This window comes from Brevundimonas sp. T2-11 (assembly GCF_055397675.1).
Genome location: NZ_AP027920.1, coordinates 2901603 through 2922108, shown reverse-complemented (window position 1 = coordinate 2922108; position 20506 = coordinate 2901603). Strand labels below are relative to the sequence as shown.

The following is a 20506-nucleotide window of genomic DNA, read 5'->3' as shown; positions in this document are numbered from 1 at the left end:
GCGGCTTTTTGCTGCCCAAAATCCAACACTCCAAATCGAGCCGTGGAAGCCACGTGGAAGCACCTGGCGCGCAAATCCAGGCGGGGAGGGCGGTTGAATCACAATGTTGGGAGCGATGTTTCATCCAGCCACCTGACTTCGAATGCAAAGCGGCCCCGCTCCTCAAGGGGCGTTACGACAACGGACGCGGTGAGTTCACGGACTAGACGGAGGGCTTCTAGCGGCGGTCGTCCGCCGCCATCCGAGGCTCTAAGGTTTGCAAGATGAACCCTGAGCGTCTCCCTAGCCTTGTTGGCCGGCAGACGTTCAAGACCTTCTGCGTATGCTGCCTCGACCAATAGGCCTGGCACGCTACGACCGTTTGCGCATACGCCTCTCTCGCGGCGCCAGGAGCATATAAATCGTACCCCAGAACCGGAGCGGATTAGGGGCCCTCCGCACGCGCCGCAGCGCATGAGGCCAGAAAGCAGGTGCTTTGGCCGGACCGTTCTGTGTGAACCCTCCTCGGCCTCCCGAGCGAGCGCTGTATGGGCCTTTCGCACTCTGCGCCAAAGGCGATCCGATACGATGCGAAGGTGAGGGACGGGCGTCCGAATGATTTCGGAGGGGTCTCCGTCCCGAGCGTGCCGCCTGCCGGTCCTTCGGTCCTTCACCCAGGTCTGTCGCCCAAAGACCAGGACACCTCGGTAGAGCTCATTGTGAAGGATGCCGTTGCCGCGTCGCGCGTTGCCGTTGATGGTTGAGGCGTTCCAGTAGCTGCCCCCTGGAGCGGGGATGGACTCGGCGTTGAGGTCAGAGGCAATGCTACGTGGGGATTGCCCGGCAGCATATGCTTTCAGGATCCGGCGAACGATCTCGGCCTCGGTGGGGTTGATCGCAAGCAAACCGCGTATCAGTTCCCCGCGATCGTCGAGGCGCCGGTCTAGGGAGTAGCCGTAGACGCGTCCACCGGTGTGGCGGCCCGCACTCGCCACGCCTTGTAGGCCGCGCTTCGTCTTGCGCCCAATCTCGCGGAGTTGGAGGGCATTCATCGTGCCGGTTAAGCCGATATGGAGCTCTGAGACGGCTCCCTCCGAAATGGTGTGGATCCCCACCCCATAGAATCGTAGATCTTCGAACGCTGCGCTCACATCGGCCTGCGATCTGGATAGGCGATCGAGCGCTTCGCAGACAACTAGGTCGAAAGCTCGCTCTTCCGCTGCCTTCATGAGCGCGGCGAAGCCCGGCCTATTCGCTACTGAAGCTCCAGACAAAGCAGCGTCTTCGAACGAAGCGACCAGCGTGAAGCCATGTCGCTCGGCGAGCCGTCGGCAAACTGAAAGCTGGTCCTCGATGGACCTAGGGTTCTGCAAATCCGACGAGTATCGAGCGTAGATTGCCGCACGCATCATCTATCGTCCTGTCCAAAACGTACAGGGTTTCGCTCACCGTGAAAAAAGCAAGATGCTGAGTGGGGCGGAGAGTTGACGACGGCTTTCCCTACGCCAAGGTGCTGCACTGTTCGGTTTCTCATCCAGCGCGGCGCGCCGCTGCGGATGATCCTGAGAACTATTTGGTCCTCGTGGGCTGGGCGGCTTGAAGCCGCTGGATCAGCATTGATCAGTGCGACCGAGCCAGTTCGCAGGTTTGAGCGACGGCATGTTGAGGTTCACTCTTTGGGTGGGTCGCCTAGATCAACCTTGTAAAGAGCCCGCTTTTCGTCGCCTCGCCCGACTACGACCTGCCATCTAGTGAAGGCGGCACCCCCGCTCCCCTCGGGAAGTCCTGACTTCACGGTGACTGGCGACGAACGTCCAAAGGTGTCCTGCCCCGTGCCCCGGATGAAGAGTTTGGTCCCTTCTCTCACTATAATCCCCGGATGAATGCCATGCGTTTCGGGATTGTAGAGGCTTGTCTCATCGACCTCGATGCGGACATCCGGGACGATCATACCTCCCCAACGATCCGTCCCTATCGCCGGGAAAAATCGAAACCCGCCCTCTGCCCCGAGGAACACCGCCACTGGTTCCTCGTCGCCTTCGCAGATCAATACGACTGACTCGTATTTTCCCCGAGGCAACACGATGCTTCCCGGAGGTGCCTCCTCGACGTTTCCGACGGTAAATTCTTCGGGCGACAGCATCTCACCAGCCTTGTTGTAGGGGACGGATCAGCATGTCCCAGAAGAACTCAGCGCCGCCTTCAAGCGACAGTTTCGGATCGCGCTCGCCGGCCATGAAAGCCATTCCCATCGGGCGGAGGTACATGGCTTGGTCATCAGCTTGAATGGAGAGCGCCTCGTTCAGGGAATTGCTATCTGAGGCGTGGCCTTGAACGTAGTTGATACCTCCACCGAACGCGCCGCCCCCCATGTAAATGGTGCAGCGGGCCACATCCTTTCCGTTCTTGTAGATCGTCGCGAAGAAACGGTTCGCATCCAAAAAGCGGAATGATCCTTCGATGCCTGAGTTTCGCTCACCTAACTCGGCTAGGGAGTTCTGGAAGAAGCGGGCGATGAAATCGAACGCCTCAGCCTGGAACTGGTCTTTGTCGCGTTGGGTGAAGGTTTTCGCCAGCCGGAGATTGCTCGAACGAGGCCCGGCTTCAACGGTGGGCGCATCGAATGGAACTGCTGGAACACGAGGTTGAGCTGCTGGCGTGCTCGTCTTCTTCGAGAGGCTTTCGACCGCCCGACGAACTGCTTTGGCCACCTGGAGCAAGGCTTCGTCGGTATCCGGCCATTGGGTAACTGGCTTACCGTCGCGAGGGGTGGCGTTGAGCTTTCCAAAAGGCGCGTGGTGCCAGTCGCAAGCGCGGAGGATCACCGGAATTACGACGGCTTTGCCTGCCGCGTGGCGCTCCAGCCCCCGCTTCATCTCGATCTCGTAGCAGTAGTCAGATGCGATGAAGTCCGGGCTGACGAGAAGCAGGATAATCTCATCGCTGTTGATGTGATCGTCGATGGCATGGTCGATGTCTTCGCCCGCGCCGATCCGGCGGTCGTGCCAGGTCTCGATCACGCCTTGCCGCTTGAGCATGGCGAGCTGCTTTTCGAGCTGATCCCTCAACCCTTCGTCCGCATGCGAGTATGAGAAGAATACGCTCGGCAAGGCATCTCCTGTGTGGCCTATCAATGTGATGCAGACAGCGTTCAAGGCAAGCCTTTAGGGCTCCTTTTGTTCTGGTTGTTCCACATAAATTCAGGGGTGGTGCTTTTGGCACCTCGAACGGCTGCGGCTATGGCTGAAGGACGGTAAAGAAAAATCGCCATTCGCCGGGCATGCCAGCCCATTCGAAATGGAGACGAGGGCGGCCCAAATATGGTCAGCCTCGGCCACTGGACCTGGCTTGGGCTTTCCAGCGCAATCATCCGGCGCGGCCCCGAAGCCGGGCCAAGATATATATAGCGGCGTGATCGGAGCGCCTATCAAGGTACAACCTACCCGATGTCCAGATCCCGAACTGCCATTTCGCGCACTCCGGCTGAAGCGATCGACGCTATGGTCGCGCTCTATGGCACCGCGCTTGTCGAAGTGACCAGCGCCGTAATGGCGGAACTCGCGCGCGGCAAACGACCAGAACGGTCTCATCAGGCCGAGTTCTCGATCGGCTCAGCCGGCATGCCGTCGATGAGCGACGGATTCTACAATCGGAGCGGTCCTCCGACCTACTCTTCTTTGATTGAGCCGCAGAAGGATCAACCAAGGGACGGCCTAAGCGGGCGCTATCCGAACGATCGCTTTCCGGCGTTCGCTGCGCTCGCGGCGGCCACGAAGGGTCTGCCCGTGTTCGGCGACCATGTGGACGATCTCAAAAGGAGCTTTCTGGAGATGCAGTTTGGCGCGACCCTGGACTGTCATTTTAACAAGTTCGGGGAAGTCGTCGCCACTCCGGAAACGGCCCGATCGGTTGTCCTGCCGCCGGTGCGGGCCCTGTTGGATGACGATCTCGACCTCGCTCTTCTCGCCCCTGTCGCCCTGACCCGGTTCGACTTTCGAGCGATGAGGCTGACGCCGAATATTTTTCTGATGAAGATGTCGCCAGCGGTGCAGCGGGCGAGGTGGTCGGCAAAGGCCTATGGGGGCGCTAGGGGCCATGATTCCGTGCTGGCCGCCGCCACCCATGCCTTCGTGGTGACGGGCTGGCGCATCGACAACCACGGCTACATGAATCTCGGTCACAGCCTCGCCCGACCCTGGTCGAACGCGACCGAAGAGCTGGAGCGGATATTCGCCGCGTTCCGCCTGGTGACCGGCATCGAGACCGGATACGCCCAGGAAATAAGGCTCGCCAGAGGCTGGCGGAGTTTCGGGCAGGCAATCAGACCGGAAGTCTCCGCCGCACCGGCGAGAAAATACCCGGAAGCGTTCGACGATTTCGCCTGGACACGGGACGACCTGCCCTGCGTGAGCAAGGATCAGATGCGAACAGTCGGAGATCTACTCCAGCAGGTTGGGCGTTTGGATGATCCGCGCCTCGCCCTGGCGATGCGCCGCCTCAACGCAGCGGCGACGCGCGGAGACCTCTCCGATGCGATCCTCGATGCGGTTATCGGGCTCGAAATCCTTCTGGGCGACAAGAACAATGAGTCCATCTCCTGGAAGCTCCGCATGCGCGCCGCAGCCTTGGTCGGACTCGAGGTCGATAGGACGGAGATGCAGAAAGTCTACGACGAGGTCAGCGCGATCTACACCGAACGATCGGTGATAGTGCATGGATTGAAGCGCAAGGCCAAGGCACCGAGCGCCGCGGATGCCCGTCACCTCGCGATCGAACTCCTCAGGCGGGTCCTAGGACTTATCGTACGAAACCCCCGTTTTCTCGACCCCATCAAAATCGACCAGGAGCTCATGCTGAGCCCGGCTTTCGAGCGGTTGCCTGGCCGGGGTTCGTCTTGATCCGAAGGGAGAGTTTCAACTCCCGGATTTGACCGACGCAAACTACGTTGTCGAACTCAACGGCCTGATGGAGAGAACGACATGATGGCGTTCGCGTGACAGGCTCTGAGAGGTGTTCGCCGATAGCGCGGCGCGGCCTTCTATTCTGTCGGCTTCTTTTGGTTCAAGCGCATCTCAACCTCTGGACACCCAATTACGTAAGTCTCCCAGGCACCGCCAGCAAAGCTGATTTGTCTCAGATGTTGAGGCAATAGTGCGGGGGCGAGGGAGCAGTTTGAGAGGGCAGGATAAAAGCCGCAAGGTGCGGTGGGGGTGGGCGGACGATTTCTCGTCGTATTTCAAGCTGATAGGGCAAGGTTTGAGTCGAGCGCGCACCTTGCCTCATCGGTCATCTCTTTGAATTGGCGCGGTAAATCTCGCCTTTTCTGTGCGTCGTGGCTATCTGAGTGGGCCGGACCGCTTTCGGCCGGTCAAGGGCGGCTGCGCCGTCGCGGGGCGATGAGCGCGTGCCGCGCTCACCCCTGACTGTCCTCCCACGGCCCGGCGCTAGTCCGCCATGGCGACGTTGGTGAAGGTTAGGCCTTCATACGAACGCCAGGTCCGCCCGAGGAATCTGCGGGTATGAAAATCACCCCGGAATTTTCGAGAGTCTGCTGCACCTTGTCGAGAGTGCGCGATTGCATGTCTCCCCGACCGGATTCGAATCTCTGGATAGTTGACGGCGCAACACCGGCTTCCTGTGCGAGCTCTCTAACGCCCAACCCCACAGCGGTGCGTGCCAGTTTGACTTGCAGAGGCGTTATAATCGGCACGGTGTGCTCCCATGTGAATACACCGTATTGACTATGTCGGGTCGGTGTGATCATCTTCGCGTACATCGTGCTGAAATGCTAGCGGGCGCCTCCTGCCTGCACATCGTGCTGTCTTCACGGAAGGACTGCGTATGTCTGCCGATCAGGTTACATCCTGGCACCGACAATGGCTGGCGCTCGATGACGAGCGCGTCCGTCAGTTGGACGCCTGGAGCATCCTCCTCACCCAACTCGAACGCCAGCCCGGCTGGTTCGCTTTGTCAGACGACGCCCGTGCCGAGGCAGAGCACATCAACGGTCTTTCCGAACTCGAGGGGCGACTGAAGGCGATCTACCGTCGTTCTCGACGCTGGCAGCGCTTTATGCCGACTGCACCGAGTCGTGACGTCGATGGCGTCATCGCAAATCTTCAGGTCGCCGAACGCCTCCTGGCGCCCGAGGAAAATCTCGTTGTTCATGGGTTGATCGTCCGAGCAGCCCGCGACCTCGGGCGCATGAGGCATTCGTTGTGAGCCGTCGTCAGCGCAGACGACCGGATAGGCGTCTTGCAGAGACGCTCGTCGGTAATGCGCGAAGCTTCCACTCCATGGCGCAGACGGCGGGTGATCCGACTGGCGGGTCGCGAGCCTACACTATGGCTATAGCGATCGAACTGGCCCTGAAGGCCTATCTCCTCCAACGCGGGGTCACTGACGATTGGAACCGCATCTACCTCCGGCACGACCTGAACAAGGCTCTGAGGTGTGTTCGCATGGCGGGCCTACGCGATATGCCAGAGGGACTTGCCAAACTGGCGGCGGCTCTCAGTCCGCATTACGCCACTGGGGCTCTGTCATGGGGGCAGGGTAGACCTGTTGTTCCAATGGCGTCTGAGGGTGCCGATCAGATTATCGCTGAGCTTCTAGCCGCTGTGGAAGCGGCGATAAGGGCGGGAGAAGGGGCGATGTATGAGTGCGAGTAAATCTCCGTCACGACGTCGCCCAAGCCGCCCGGCGAAAGCTGATAACAAGCGCGCCCTTGTGCGGGCGATTCTGCGACTTCCGCCTGATCCTCGAGACGTATTCCTGCTGCATCGGATGGCGGGGAAGTCCTACGAGGAGATCGGACGGCACCTGGATATGGCGCCGGAGGCTGTACGAACGAACCTCGCTAAGGCAATGGCTCTGCTTGCAAACGGTGCAGGGGCTGCGGCTTCTGCTGACAACGCCGCAGGCTGACTCATTGTGGCGGTTGCTCATATCTGTATCGGGGTAAGGTAGATCTCTCGCTGGTAAGGGAAGGTGCGGTTGGCTTACCCGAACCTCCATGTCCCTTGGCACCGCCCATGCGACCCCTTGCCCTCGACAAGTCCCATGCGCTCCCAAACCTCGCGGCTAACCAACTGGGTAGGCGACAAATGACTATGCGTGATCGGCAGTGCATCGCGTACTGTTCGGGTTGGAAACCAACCGTTTGCTTCGGCGTGAAGGATCAGGATGATCAGGGTCAAAAGTGAGCATTTTCTGCGGGCCGCTCTCGAGATCGGCAACAGCGGTGACAACGACACGCTGCCATATGACCTTGACGCGGCATTCGTTAAAGGCAAGGCACCAGAACTTGCTGACATTTGTTTGAGATTGTTCAACGGCATTGAGTCTGGTTCACTCGGGAAGCCGGTGAACTTCGTAAACGGGCTCGCGATTGCATCCGAACGCTTGTTGGTTCCTTCAGGTGCTCATGGATTTCGTATCACCACCAAAATCCACCCGTTCTGGAATCTGTATCTGAACGGCCTCGGACTGGCGATCGCCGAAGCGAATGAAGGACATCGGAGCGCGCGTGCGCATTCTTACCGACTAGCGGCAGAAGGGCCGAGTTTGTTCGATCGAGCTAAGTCTTGGCGGGCATACAAGGTCGCCACGCAGGCTGAGCCCCTTCTGGAGGAGCATTCAACAGTTGTCATACAGACTGACGTCGCAAGCTTCTACGAACATATCTACCATCACCGGCTTGAGAATGTAGTCAAAGATTTGGCACCAGACTCTACGTTGGCGATGCAGATCGATCGCATTTTGAGCCAACTCGCAGCGGGTCGTTCCTTCGGCCTACCTGTTGGCGGCCAGTGCGCGCGCATTCTGGCAGAAGTAATGATGACGCCCATAGATCGGTTGCTGACCGACGCAGGTCTTGTCTGGCATCGTTATGTAGACGACTATACCCTAGTCTGCCGCTCACAGCAGGAGGCGTATATGGCGCTTTCGACGCTGTCACACGCCTTGGCTGACTATGGACTGTCGCTTAATCGCAGCAAGACCACAATTTTAAGTGCGAAGCATTACAAAGATTTCGTCTCGGCGCAGTTGGGAGAGGGGGAGGACTCAAGCTTCGCTCTGCGAGAACTTGATCTTCATTTCGATCCCTACTCTGATAACGCAAACGCCGAGTATGAAAAGCTCAAGCAGTCGTTTGAAAAAATCGATATCTCCTTCCTGCTCGATCTGGAGCGGGAGAAGTCGCAGCCCGATGCATTCGTCCTTGCGCAGATTGGACGCGCTCTCAAGTTCCAGGATCCGACGGTTGCCGTCCAACTTTGCGCCACACTCTTGGACCCCAACAATCTGAACTCGTTCCGCGCTTCGTGGTCAAAAATTATGCGCGGGATCTATGCTGTCCGGTCGAACGATGAGTTTGCCGTCATATTTGCCGAGTTGGACGTTCTCCTCGACCGGGTTATTGGGGCGGCCCCCCATCTGTTGGTTCCTGAAGCCAACATGCTGCATTTCCTAAAAGCTATCCGTTTCGAGCGAACTGATATCCGTGGTGCTTTTGTCCGACAGGCTTACGACATGTCGACATCAGGCTCAGTCCGACGCGCTTGCATTGATTGCTGGAAGCACTGGGCCGACCGTTCGAATTTCATACGTCTGAGAAATCAATGGCCGAACCTGGGAGCCGAAGAGCAGAGGATGCTCTGGATCGCGGCAGGCGCGTTCGGCGACGAGGGCAGGAAGACGAGGGACCAGCTGCGAGGTTCGCTTGGACAAGTTTGGAAACTTGGCATCGAGGCGAGCGGGTCAGACAGCTTTGCAGCTTGTTTTGAGGACTGGGCAAAAAATGCGGTTTAGTAGGCTTCCGGCACGGGATCCGAGGACCGTCGCCCGGGATATTCCTGGCGTCCTGGACGTTCTCTTTCCGCGCCTAACCGGCGGATTGGTCAATGCTCTGAACGCGAAGATGTTCTCGTTCCCAGACGTGAGCCCAATCCCGGACGAGCTGATTCAACGAACCAGCCTGCAGAAGGCGATGTTGTTCGAACTATCAATGGCGCGCGCTGAAAGTCAGCTAAGGGACGATGAAGTAGCCTCATGGGAGTCATGTCTGGCAATCGCCTCGAGGCGGCAGCAACGCCATTTTGATGCGCGAATTCCTGCGTCGCTTGAAGATAACGACATACTGGTCGCGAGCCATGCCGCGCAGAATCTTGTCACAATGCTGAAGGCGGTTCGGGCGCAGAGGCCCTCGGCGATTTTGGAACATTCGCCTTTGATTCCAGGGTTGGGCTGGGTTGCTTCTGGCAACGGAGATTTTGCCATTGGCTCGACGCTGATCGAAGTCAAACATACAGAGCGCAACTTTGGAGCGAGCGATTTTCGTCAAGTCCTAATGTACTGGCTCCTCCGTTACGCGCGGACCGTCGAAAGCAACGGTGACATGTGGACGGATGTGTTGCTGCTAAACCCGAGACGCAACGCTGCACTCCTCATAGGATATAACTACCTCCTTCGTTCCGCTTCTGCGTCCTCAAACCCCGTCGAACTGGTCGAAATGTTGCGCTCAGCTGTTGGCCAAGAATTTGATCGGCGCTGAGCCGCAGAAAGGCGCGCGCGCCGTCCACGCGTCGCGCAACTCACCCAAGCGCAGACGCCAGCCGTCCAGCGATCCGCGTAGCGGCTTCCCTGACCGGATGGTCGGCTAGGTGCGCATACCGTGCGGTGGTCTGAACCTGCGTATGTCCCAATAGCTTGCCGATCATCGGCAGGCCTTCGCCCGCCAACACTCCATCCGACGCATAGGTGTGGCGCAAATCATGGATGCGGACATCGTCCAGGCCAGCGGTCTTCCGGATACGCCGCCACGGATGCTGTAAATCGGTTAGATGGCTCCCTTCCAGCTTGCCGACGATGACGTAGGGATTGCCATCGACTTCAGGCAGCTTGCGCAGCAGTTCGACGACGGCGTCGCCCAAGTAGACTGTCTTCGGCCCGGTCTTGCTGTCGGGCAGCCGGAAGCGGCCAGCCCTGAAGTCGATGTAGCTCCATTTCAACGTCTGGATTTCGCGCAGGCGGCAGCCGGTGAGCAGCAGTAGCCTGAAGGCGGCGACGGCGAAGCGGCTTTCCGCGCCTGTGCGCTCGGCTTCCTGGAGGGCCGCGCCCAGGCGCTCGATCTCTTCGGGCGACAGGAATCGCTCACGCTTCCGTTCGGGGAAGGCCTTCACGTCGTCGCATGGATTGGTGCGCTTGTCCCTCATGCCCCAGACCTCGGCCAGGTTCATCATCTTGGAGAGCACACCCAGGACCCGGTTCGATTGATAGGGCGTATGCGCATACTTCCCATGCAACTCAGCTACATCGGCCGAGGTCACTGTCCGCACCCGCTGCTTCCCGAAGAACGGATTGATGAAGAACTGGACGGCGCGTCTGTACTCGTACTCGGTGGTCGGCTTGCAGCGGACAGCGACGTGCTCCTTCAAGAACCGCGCACCTAGTTCCTGAACGGTCGCCGCCTGGCGCTCCATGTCGCGCAGCGTCGCCGGATCATCTCCGCCGCCGCGCACGGCGCCCAACATGCGGTTGGCTTCCCGCCGCGCGAGCTCGGCCGTCACGACGCCGTGCTGACCGAGCGCCATGCGACGGGTGCGGCCATGCCGCCGATACTGGATCAGATAGAAGCGTTTGCCGTTTGGCATCACGCGGACGCCGAACCCCGGCAACTCGCCATCGAACACGATGTAGTCTTTGGCGCGCACCTCTAGTCGATCCACCACGCGCTTGCTCAACTTCTCGCCAGCCATCTCCAAGTCCTTTCCCAGCGAAATCGCCGCCGTTCGAGCCGTTCGATCCGTGGAAGCAAGACGGAAGCGTTTGACGGAAAAGCAGGGCGAAATAGATCGCAGGAACGGTGATTCAGATTGGCTGTGCGGTCAATAGAAAGTCAGGCGTAGTAGGGGTTTGGAGTTCAATAAGAAGCGAAATCGCCCAATTCGAAAACAGTATAAATCGTTCTCATAACCTGAAGGTCGCAGGTTCAAATCCTGCTCCCGCACCCAAACATCTCAAAGCCCCGCTGACACACTCGGCGGGGCTTTCTGCCGTCCGCGCCCAAAACAGCGACGCAACCCCGTCTGGCGCTTCCGTTTGCGATCCATCTCCGCCCGTTCGCGCTCTGGCGCTCGATCAGCGTTTAGGTCTCTCGCGACAGTTCCATCAGTCGCTCCCGTAGGTGGCCTTGCAGGGACAGGACCGCGTTGCCGGAGGAGGGTCTGTCCGCGTTGAACCGGGCCTCGCTGGGCGACATGGCGAAACGGGCGCGGAAGGCGCGGGCGAACTGAGCGCTGCTGGAGAAACCCAGATCGAGGGCGACGTCCGTGATCGAAATGTCGATGGCCTCTGCGCGTCGCAGTCTGTGGAAGGCGGCGTCCAGGCGGCGCTCACGTATAGCTGACGCCAGGCCCCCCTTGTCCGCAAAGATCCGATAGAGGTGGGTCCGCGAGACGTCGAACTCTCGCATCAAGGCCTCGACCCCCAGGTCCGGGCTGGTCAGATGAGCGTCGAGAAAGGCTTCGACGCGCGCGCGCAGGGCGGTCGTCGTCGGTGTTCGGGGCTGGTCGGCCCCGAGAAGCCGGTGCGAGACAATGGTGATCAGGACTTCGATCAGAGTGGTCTCGGCGGCCAGGGCGTCGGCTTCGTCAATATCCGATGCGATGTCGTTCAGGCTCAGCAGGACGCTGCGCAGCATCTGGGTCAGCGGATCTGAGGCGCGCAAGGTGAGGCCGTGCAGGCTGCGATGGCCGATTACGGCATCGATCCGCGTCCGTGGAATGACGATGGTGATCCTGGCGCCGGCCTCGGCTTCGGTCACATAGGGACGGGCGAGGTCGAAGATGCAGATGTCACCGACGTCAGCCTCGATCGTCCGGCCGTCGCAGTCGCCGCGCAGCGATCCGCTGGTCAGGCACTGGATGAGATAGCTGTCCATGCCGCTGGCGCTGATGGTTTTCCTGTCTCGCTGATATCGCTGTCGATTAAAGCGAATGGCGCCGATCATCAGGTCGCCGACGGGCTGCGAGATACAGGCTCCGCGCAATGTGGGTTCGGGCGATTCCAGGAGCGACACCTGAAACAGAGGGCGTGAAATCTCGCGCCAGAAGTCGCTGCGCAAGGCCGGTTCGACCGCATCGGTCGAAATGGAAATGCGGCTGCGCATATTCGTGGTCGGCCCTCCATATTCGTCGCCTTCTAGCTGAAGACGTATGGCCAAGGTGTAAATCTATACGATGCGTCGTTGGGACAAATCGCACGGTCCCAGGGAACGCAGTGGAAAGCGACGACTGGCGACCGCGTGCTAACGTAACGCTGTGAGATTTAGGTCTCGCGAGCGAGTTGAGACGGTCAGAAGCCGACCTCGACAAAGGCAAACCGCCGGTGACGGCGGGACGCAAAGCCTCCGGCCTTGTCTCGGCAAGGTAGCGGGGTCGCCAGGGCGGTTGGACCAGGCGCAGCCATCGGCGGCGCGGACGCATCCAGCCAGATAGTCACAGCGCCGGAGCGGCGACGCCGCCCGACAGCGTTCGCGCGCGCCACCAGGATGCAAGTCATGAAGTCGATGAAGATGAAGCCAGCCGGCGGACGTCGCGGGAAGAACGTGCTGCTGCGCGGTTGCTGCCTGAGCTCGCTGTCGGCCATGGCCCTGTTCGGCACGGTCGCCCAGGCGGGCGAACGGCATTGGGATCCGAACGGCGCCGCGGTCGGGACGGGCGGCGCGGGGCAATGGGATGTCACGGCGCCGACCTGGAGCGACAACAGCGACGGGAGCGGCGGTTTTCATGGGATCTGGGACAACGGCGCGCAGGACACCGCCGTGTTCGGCGGCGCCGGCGGGTTGGTGACGTTGGGCGCGCCGATCACGGTCGGGGGCGTCACCTTCAAGACCACCAGCTACGCCCTGACGGGCGACGCCCTGAGCCTGGGCGGGGCGGCCGCGACGATCACGACCGACCCCAGCGTCACGGCGACGATCGATTCGACGATTCTGGGCGGCGCGCGTCTGATCAAGGACGGCGTGGGCAAGCTGATCCTGACCCGGGACGCCCTGCATTCCGGCGGCACGACCATCGCCATGGGCACGCTGCAGATCGGCGACAGCGGAACCCGTGGGTCCGTTATCGGCGACATTCTCAACAACGGGATTCTGAGCTTCAACCGTTCCGATGATGTGACCTATGCCGGCGCTGTCACGGGGACTGGCGCAGTGCATAAAGACGGCGCGGGCACGCTGACTCTGGCCGGAGACAGCAGTTTCGCCGGGGCGTTGCGGGTCAACGCAGGCCGTCTGGTGCTGCAAAACAATCAGGTTTTGGTTGGCGACTTTGTCATCGGCGCGGGGGATGCGGTGGTCGAGGGGCCGAACGCACGTCTGGTGTCCTCAAGTGTGATCAGCACCATCAATGCCGCCAGCTCAGCAACGGACGGCGCGCTGACCGTGCGAAGCGGCGGCTCGGCCTCGTTCCTCGGTCTCGACATCGGCAACAGCACGACCGGGACCGCGACCGGAATCCTGAACGTCGTCGGCGCGGGTTCGCGGGTGACCAATACGGGGAACGCCGTCCTGGCTCGACTGGGGCGCGCGGCCGTCAATATTCTTGACGGCGGGCGGATGACCTCGTCCGGGAACAACGTCCTGGTCGGCAGCAATCTTCGTGCGACCAGCACGGGCGTTCTCAGCGTGTCCGGGGTCGGGTCCGAATGGACCATCACCAATGCCCTGAATATGCGTCGGGGGACGGTGACGGTGTCTGACGGCGGGGCGATCCTGACCGGCTCGACCGTCATCGGCTATCATAGCGGCGGCATCGGTTCGACGGCCGATCTGCTGGTGACAGGCGCGGGATCGCGGCTGGAAACGCTGAACAATCTGGTTATCGCCAATGTCGCCACGGGCGGAACGCGCGGAGCGGTGACGATCGCCGACGGCGGCCTGATCCGGGTCGGAGGCGTCCTGACCATGGGGGCGGGGCAGGCCGCGCTCAATATCGGCGGCGCCGAAGGTCAGGCGGCGACGGGCGCCGGGCGTCTGGAGGCCCCCAGCGTGGTCACCAGCGCAACGGGTCGGATCAATTTCAACCACACCGACGCCAACTATCTGTTTGATGCCGTGATTTCGGGCGCGGGGCGCGTGAACCACGTCGGCGGCGGTACGACCATCCTGACCGGGGCCAACAGCTATGCGGGCGAGACGCGGGTCGACGCCGGCGCCCTGCTGATCAACGGCGACCAATCGGGGGCGCTGGGCCTGACCTCGGTGGCGAGCGGCGCGACCCTGGGCGGGGGCGGCGTCATCGGCGGCGACGTGACGGTGGCTGACGGCGGGCGGCTGACCCCCGGCGGCGCGGTTCCGGGCGCATTGACCATCAACGGCGATCTGTCGCTGGCGGCTGGATCCAGTCTGGATTTCGAGTTCGGCGGCGCGGGCGCGGATGACCTGATCGTCGTCGGCGGCGACCTGGTCCTGAACGGGACGATCAATGTCGCCGTGTCGTCGGGCGGCGCCTTGGGGCCGGGCTTCTATCGGGTGTTCGACTACGCCGGGGCTCTGACGGACAACGGCCTGACGTTGGGGGCGACGCCCCCCGGCAGCAATCTTCAGGTGCAGACCTCGATCGAAAAGCAGGTCAATCTGATCAACACGGCGGGCTATGTCTTCCGCTATTGGGATGCGGCGGCGGGGGGCAAGAACGACGGGCGTCTGGATGGCGGCGTCGGCGCCTGGCTGAACCTGCCGACGGGCGACAACTGGACCCAGGATCCCGATGCGGCCCTGAACGCCGCCTACAGCAACCGGACTTTCGCCGTGTTCGCCGCCGCGTCGGGCCTGGTCACGATCGACAACAGCCAGGGCGCCGTCGAGGCGGCAGGCATGCAGTTCGCCAGCGACGGCTATGTGATCACCGGCGACGGACTGATCCTGGCGGATGCGGCGCCGATCATTCGCGTGGGCGACGGTACGGCCGCCGGCGCCGGCATGACCGCCACGATCGCCTCGCAGATTGCGGGCGTCGACGGTCTGATCAAGACCGATCTGGGAACCCTGATCCTGACGGCGGACAATACCTATGCCGGCGGGACGACGATCCGTGACGGGGTGCTGCAACTGGGGACGGGCGGCGCGGGCGGCTCGATCCAGGGCGATGTGGTGAACGACGGCGTTCTGGCGGTGAACCGGTCGGACGACTTCACCTTTGGCGGCGCGATCTCCGGCGCGGGCGCCCTGCATCAGATGGGCTCGGGCACGACCATCCTGACGGGGAACAACAGCTATACGGGAGGGACGACGATCTCGGCCGGCACGCTGCAGGTCGGCGACGGCGCCTTTGTCGGCGATGTCGTCAGTAACGGTCGTCTGATCTTCAACCATTCCAGCAGCCGCGTTTTTGCGGGTCTGGTTTCCGGCGCGGGCGATTTCGGCAAGGCGGGGTCCGGGACCGTGATCCTGACCGGGGACAACAGCTATGCCGGGGCCACGCGCGTCGATGCGGGCACGTTGCTGATCCATGGCGACCAGTCGGCGGCGACCGGGCTGACCAGCGTCGCCGCAGGCGCGACACTGGGCGGGTTCGGCGTGATCGGGGGCGATGTGGTGATCGCCGACGGCGGAACCCTGGCGCCAGGCCAGGAGGTCGGGACGCTGACCATCAACGGCGACCTGTCGCTCGCGGACGGGTCCACGCTCGACATGCAGTTGGGTCAGGCGAATGTGGCGGGCGGCGCCTTGAACGACCTGATCACGGTCGGCGGCGACCTGACGCTGGACGGGATGCTGAACGTGTCCATTTCGCCGAGCGGGGATTTCGGGGCCGGAATTTATCGCTTGATCAACTATAGCGGGACGTTGACCGACAATGGACTGACGCTCGGCGCCATGCCGAGCGGCGCCGACGCCTTTGTGCAGACCGCCATGGCGGGACAGGTCAATCTGGTCAACCAGACGGGCCTGACGTTGAACTTCTGGGACGGCGCGGCCGGGCCGGGCTTCAACGGTCAGATCAACGGCGGCGACGGCGTCTGGCAGAACAGCACGGGCAACGCCAACTGGACCGATGCGTCCGGCGCGATCAATGCGGGCTTTACCGACGACGCTTACGCAGTCTTTACGGGCGCAGCGGGCGTGGTGACGGTTGACGACGGCCTGGGCGCGGTCGGCGTCGGCGGGATGCAGTTCGCGGTCGACGGCTACCGCGTCGAGGGCGACGCCGTGACCTTGGGCGCGACGCAATCGGTGGTGCGCGTCGGCGACGGAACCGCCCTGGGCGCCGACATGACGGCCACGATCGCCTCGCAACTGACGGGCGCAGGGGAACTGGTCAAGACGGACGTCGGAACCCTGCTGCTGACGGCGGACAATACCTTCACCGGCGGCGTCTCTCTGTATGGCGGCGTGGTGCAGGTGTCGCGCGACGCCAACCTGGGCGCGGCATCGGGAGCTCTGACCTTCAATGACGGCGCGCTGCGCACGACGGCGGATATGACCAGCGCCCGTGAACTGCGTTTTGACGGCGCAGGAAGTCTGTCGGTCGACACGGACGCCACCCTGACCCTGACGGGCGGCCTGTCGGGCGTCGGCGCCTTCTCCAAGGCGGGCGGCGGCGTGCTGGTTCTGAGCGGCGACAGCGCCGGCTATCTGGGGGCGGCGCGAGTATCGTCGGGCGTGATGCGCGTCGACGGCGTGGTGGGCGGCTCTCTGGAGGTGATGAGCGGGGCCAGGCTGGAAGGCGTCGGCAGGGTCGGGGCCACGACCAATCGGGCGGGCGGCGTCATCGCACCGGGTCACGACGGGATCGGAGCCCTGACGATCGCGGGCGACTATATCGGCGACGGCGGCTTGCTCGAGATCGACGCTGTGCTGGGCGGTGACGCGTCTTCGGCGGACCGGCTGGTGGTGACGGGCGCGACCTCGGGCACGACCCAGGTCAGCGTCACAAACCGCGGCGGCGTCGGAGAGCAGACGCTCAACGGCATCAAGATCATCGACGTGGCCGGAGCCTCCAACGGCGTGTTCCAGCTCCAGGGCGACTATCTGTTCGAGGGTGAACAGGCGGTGGCTATCGGCGCCTATGCCTATCGCCTGTATCAGAACGGGGTCACCACGCCCGGCGACGGCGACTGGTACCTGCGTTCGGCCCGTCTCGACGGTCAGACCGCGCTCTATCAGCCCGGCGCGCCGATCTATGAAAGCTATGTCCAGACGCTCCAGGCTCTGAACGGCGTCTCTACATTGCGTCAGCGGGTTGGAGAGCGGTCCTGGTCGCAGGAGGCCGGGCGTGGCGTTTGGGGGCGCGTCGAGGGCGCCTGGCGGCGCTCGGACGCAGTTGTCTCTTCCACGGGCGCGGAACTGGACGTCGATAGCTGGAAGATGCAGGTCGGCGTCGACGCCCCGCTGCTGGAGCGCGAAGGCGCAGCACTGATCGGCGGCGTCGCCATCCACTACGGCGAAGCACGCGGCAGCGTCGCCGCGGAAGCCGGGGCAGGGGGGATCGACGCCACGAGCTACGGCCTGACCGGGACTCTGACATGGTACGGAGCGCAAGGCCTTTACGCCGACGTTCAGGCGCAGGTGAACTGGTTCGAGGGTGACCTGGCATCGGATGTCCTGGGCCATCTTGTCGACGGCAACGACGGCTCGGGACGGGCTGTCAGCCTGGAAGTCGGCAAGCGATGGGACGTGAAGGGCCTGACGCTGACGCCCCAGATCCAGATCGCCTATGACGATGTTCGTTTTGATCGGTTCATCGATCCGGTCATGGCGGAGGTTGCCCGTGGCGAAGGCGACAGCCTCAAGACTCGCTGGGGCGTCGCGGTCGATCATCATGCCCAGTGGGGCGGGCAGGATCAGCGTCGCAGCCATGTCTACGGCGTGGCCAACCTGACCTACGAGTGGCTGGACGGCGCCGAGGCCCGGGTTTCCGGTACGTCGCTGCGGCGGCGGGAAGATCGCCTCCAGGCCGAACTTGGCGTGGGCGGCAGCTATGCCTGGACCGACCGGGTCACCTTCTATGGTGAAGCGTCTGGCGCCACCTCGGTCAAGGAACCGGGCGAGGGCTACCAACTCAAGGCCCAGGCTGGAATTCGACTTCAATTCTGAGGAGAAAAGCCCTCGCCGCACAGTTCGGCGTTGGCGAAATAGTCAACGTCCCGCTGAGGCTGTGATGGCCGGAGCGGGGTCTTGCAACAAAGCAAAGCCCCGTTGAGTTCTCAGCGGGGCTTTCTGCTGTCGCCGATTCATGGCGTCGTCATCGTCTGGCGTTTCACGGCCTTGGCCAGACTCCAGCGGTGGACCTCGCTGGGGCCGTCATAGATGCGGAAGGCGCGGACCTCGCGGAAGATCTGTTCGACCACGGTGTCGCCCGAGACGCCGGTTCCGCCCATGACCTGGACGCAGCGGTCGGCCACGCCGAACAGGGCTTCGGACACGGCGACCTTGGTCATGGAGCTCTCGGTCGTGCCCAGGGCGCCCGTGTCCAGGACCCCCGCACACCAGTCGATCATCAACTCGGCCTGTTTCAGCGCGATCATATTGTCGGCCAGCATGAAGCCGACGCCTTCGTGGTCGATCAGCGGCTTGCCGAAGGCGTGACGTTTCACGGCATAGGCGGAGGCGATCTCATGGGCGCGGCGGCAGGCGCCTAGCCAGCGCATGCAGTGGCTGAGACGCGCCGGGCTGAGCCGGACCTGGGCGTAGCGGAAGCCTTGGTGAGGCGCGCCGAGGATCTGATCCGAAGCGACGGCGAGCTGGTCCATAACCACGATCGAATGGCCGCCGGGCATGGAGGAATCGATCGTCTCCATCACCCGCTCGATCCGCACGGCGGGGTCGGGCAGGTCGACCAGGAACATGGTGGCGGCGACCTTGCCGTCGCCGCTGTCGGTGCGGGCCATGACGATGCCGACCGAGGCGCCGACCGCGCCGGTGATGAAGGCCTTGCGGCCGTTGATGATCCAGCGATCGCCGTCCTGGACGGCGACGGTCTGGAGCATGGAGGGATCGGCGCCGGCCCCGCCGTCTTCGGCCGGTTCGGTCATGAAGAAGGCCGAGCGCGCCTCGCCCCGGACCAGCGGGTCCAGGAAGCGGCGCTTCTGGGCGGCGTCGGCGACCTGGCCCAGCAGATACATATTGCCCTCGTCCGGGGCCATGACGTTGAGGGCGACCGGGCCGAGCGGCGACAGGCCCGAGGCCTGCAGCACCAGGGCGGTCGCGCGCTGCGACAGGTGCGAACCGTCCGCGCCGATGTGGGGCGTCAACAGGCCGGCCTCGCGCGCCAGCCCTCGCAGTTCGGCGACGAGCGCGTCCGTGGGTCCGTGCGATGTGGCGCGGGGGTCCTTTTCATAGGGAATGACGACATCGCGGACGAAGCGTTCGACACGCTCGGCGAGGACGCGGTCGTGTTCGAGATCGTTCTGGCTCACGAGATCGTCTCCGTCTGGGCCCAGGCGAGGGCGGCGAGTTCGGCCAGGTTGTCGGCCATGGTCCGGGCGTGGACGGATGAGGCGGTGCCGCGCGCAATCCGCCCCTTGATGCCGTGGAAGATGGCCGCCAGCCGGAACATGTTGAACGCCATGTAGAAGCGCAATTCCTGGGGCGTGGGCGGGGTCCGTCCGACGCGCTCGCAGTAGGTCGCCAGGTAGTCGGCCTCGCTCGGGACGCCGAGGGCCGTCAGGTCGGCGCCGGCGAAACCGCCGATCATGTGCGGCGGAAGGCGATACATCATCAGATGATAGGTGAAGTCGCCCATGGGATGGCCGAGGGTGGACAACTCCCAGTCGAGCACGGCGCGCACCTCGGCCCGATCCGGGGCGAAGACGGCGTTGTCGGCGCGGAAGTCGCCATGGACCACGGCGACGGCGCCGTCATCCGTCGGCGCGTGTTCGGGCAGCCAGGCGATGAGGCGGTCCATGTTCGGATCGCGTCCGGCCAGGTCGTCCTCCAGATACTGTCGTGACCAGCGCGCGATCTGGCGGGCGAAGAAATCGCCGGGGCGGCCATAGTCGCCGAGGCCGAGCCCGTTGATGTCGAGGCTGTGCAGTCGGGCGATCACGGCGTTCAGGGCGTCGAAATGGGCGGCGCGTTGGCGAGGCGTCAGGTCCGGCAAGGTGGGAGACCAGAAGATACGGCCCTCGACCATCTCCATCAGATAGAAGGGCGAGCCTATGACGGCCTCGTCCTCGCACAGGGCCAGGGGTGCGGGCACGGGAAAGGCCGCCTGACGCAGCGCCGAAATCACCCTGAACTCGCGCTCGACCGCGTGGGCGCCCTTCAGCACGGCGCCGGTCGGCTTGCGGCGCAGGACACAGGCGCCCGTGGCCGTGTCCAGGCGATAGGTGGGGTTGGACTGGCCGCCGTTGAACTGGCTGACGTTCTGGAGTTCGCCGAGGCTCGGCGCGTGACGCCGCAGCCAGTCGGTCAGTCGATCCAGCGGCAGTTCGTGACCGAGACGAATCGGACCGGCGCCCTCGAAAGCGGCTTGTTGAGACATGGCGGATACTCGGTCTGGGCGGACGATTGGAGCGT

General features: G+C 62.9%; 14 protein-coding genes and 1 riboswitch. Of the genes, 6 read left to right on the top strand and 8 right to left on the bottom strand.

What is annotated here, in order from left to right:
• Positions 1-98: 98 nt before the first annotated feature.
• The 3 genes from ACZ5XO_RS14190 to ACZ5XO_RS14180 form a co-directional block, all read right to left on the bottom strand.
• Positions 99-1388 carry a recombinase family protein gene (locus ACZ5XO_RS14190; protein WP_464163044.1) on the bottom strand — a complete coding sequence of 430 codons (1290 nt, stop codon included), beginning with the start codon at positions 1386-1388 and terminating at the stop codon, positions 99-101.
• Between the two features lie 260 nt (positions 1389-1648).
• A complete protein-coding gene (locus ACZ5XO_RS14185; RefSeq protein ID WP_040344503.1) occupies positions 1649-2122 on the bottom strand; it encodes a hypothetical protein in 474 nt (157 codons plus the stop codon).
• A 1-nt stretch (position 2123) separates the two neighbouring features.
• Positions 2124-3089 (bottom strand): toll/interleukin-1 receptor domain-containing protein, encoded by a 966-nt coding sequence (locus ACZ5XO_RS14180; RefSeq protein WP_464163043.1) that lies wholly within the window; start codon positions 3087-3089, stop codon positions 2124-2126.
• Positions 3090-3479: 390 nt separating this feature from the next.
• Between ACZ5XO_RS14180 and ACZ5XO_RS14175 the strand changes: the two genes are divergently transcribed.
• Positions 3480-4877 carry a hypothetical protein gene (locus tag ACZ5XO_RS14175; RefSeq protein ID WP_346487961.1) on the top strand — a complete coding sequence of 466 codons (1398 nt, stop codon included), beginning with the start codon at positions 3480-3482 and terminating at the stop codon, positions 4875-4877.
• Between the two features lie 575 nt (positions 4878-5452).
• Here ACZ5XO_RS14175 and ACZ5XO_RS14170 read toward each other — a convergent pair.
• Complete coding sequence (locus ACZ5XO_RS14170; protein WP_464163042.1) at positions 5453-5743, bottom strand: helix-turn-helix domain-containing protein; 291 nt, start codon at positions 5741-5743, stop codon at positions 5453-5455.
• Positions 5744-5820: 77 nt separating this feature from the next.
• Between ACZ5XO_RS14170 and ACZ5XO_RS14165 the strand changes: the two genes are divergently transcribed.
• The 4 genes from ACZ5XO_RS14165 to ACZ5XO_RS14150 all read left to right on the top strand — a co-directional run bounded on the left by ACZ5XO_RS14165 (position 5821) and on the right by ACZ5XO_RS14150 (position 9535).
• Positions 5821-6201, top strand: coding sequence for a hypothetical protein (locus tag ACZ5XO_RS14165; RefSeq protein ID WP_464163041.1), 381 nt, complete (start codon positions 5821-5823; stop codon positions 6199-6201).
• Between the two features lie 435 nt (positions 6202-6636).
• On the top strand, positions 6637-6906 hold the full coding sequence (locus ACZ5XO_RS14160) for a sigma factor-like helix-turn-helix DNA-binding protein (RefSeq protein ID WP_430820033.1): 270 nt from the start codon (positions 6637-6639) through the stop codon (positions 6904-6906).
• 258 nt (positions 6907-7164) lie between these two features.
• Positions 7165-8793: an RNA-directed DNA polymerase gene (locus tag ACZ5XO_RS14155; RefSeq protein WP_346487959.1), complete on the top strand. Its 1629-nt coding sequence runs from the start codon at positions 7165-7167 to the stop codon at positions 8791-8793.
• A gap of 85 nt (positions 8794-8878) precedes the next feature.
• The gene (locus tag ACZ5XO_RS14150; RefSeq protein WP_464163040.1) at positions 8879-9535 is read left to right on the top strand and encodes a hypothetical protein; all 657 of its coding nucleotides are present in this window, start codon (positions 8879-8881) and stop codon (positions 9533-9535) included.
• Positions 9536-9575: 40 nt separating this feature from the next.
• Here ACZ5XO_RS14150 and ACZ5XO_RS14145 read toward each other — a convergent pair whose 3' ends face one another.
• On the bottom strand, positions 9576-10739 hold the full coding sequence (locus ACZ5XO_RS14145) for a tyrosine-type recombinase/integrase (protein WP_464163039.1): 1164 nt from the start codon (positions 10737-10739) through the stop codon (positions 9576-9578).
• A gap of 389 nt (positions 10740-11128) precedes the next feature.
• Positions 11129-12151 carry a helix-turn-helix domain-containing protein gene (locus ACZ5XO_RS14140; protein ID WP_464163038.1) on the bottom strand — a complete coding sequence of 341 codons (1023 nt, stop codon included), beginning with the start codon at positions 12149-12151 and terminating at the stop codon, positions 11129-11131.
• Between the two features lie 196 nt (positions 12152-12347).
• A riboswitch (cyclic di-GMP riboswitch) is annotated at positions 12348-12427 on the top strand.
• A 114-nt stretch (positions 12428-12541) separates the two neighbouring features.
• Between ACZ5XO_RS14140 and ACZ5XO_RS14135 the strand changes: the two genes are divergently transcribed.
• Positions 12542-18082, top strand: a complete 5541-nt coding sequence (locus ACZ5XO_RS14135; RefSeq protein ID WP_464163037.1) for an autotransporter outer membrane beta-barrel domain-containing protein — start codon at positions 12542-12544, stop codon at positions 18080-18082.
• A gap of 137 nt (positions 18083-18219) precedes the next feature.
• Here ACZ5XO_RS14135 and ACZ5XO_RS14130 read toward each other — a convergent pair whose 3' ends face one another.
• Complete coding sequence (locus ACZ5XO_RS14130) at positions 18220-19404, bottom strand: acyl-CoA dehydrogenase family protein (protein WP_464163036.1); 1185 nt, start codon at positions 19402-19404, stop codon at positions 18220-18222.
• Positions 19401-20471: a phosphotransferase family protein gene (locus ACZ5XO_RS14125; protein WP_464163035.1), complete on the bottom strand. Its 1071-nt coding sequence runs from the start codon at positions 20469-20471 to the stop codon at positions 19401-19403. Before ACZ5XO_RS14125 ends, ACZ5XO_RS14130 begins: the two co-directional genes overlap by 4 nt.
• Positions 20472-20506: the final 35 nt, after the last annotated feature.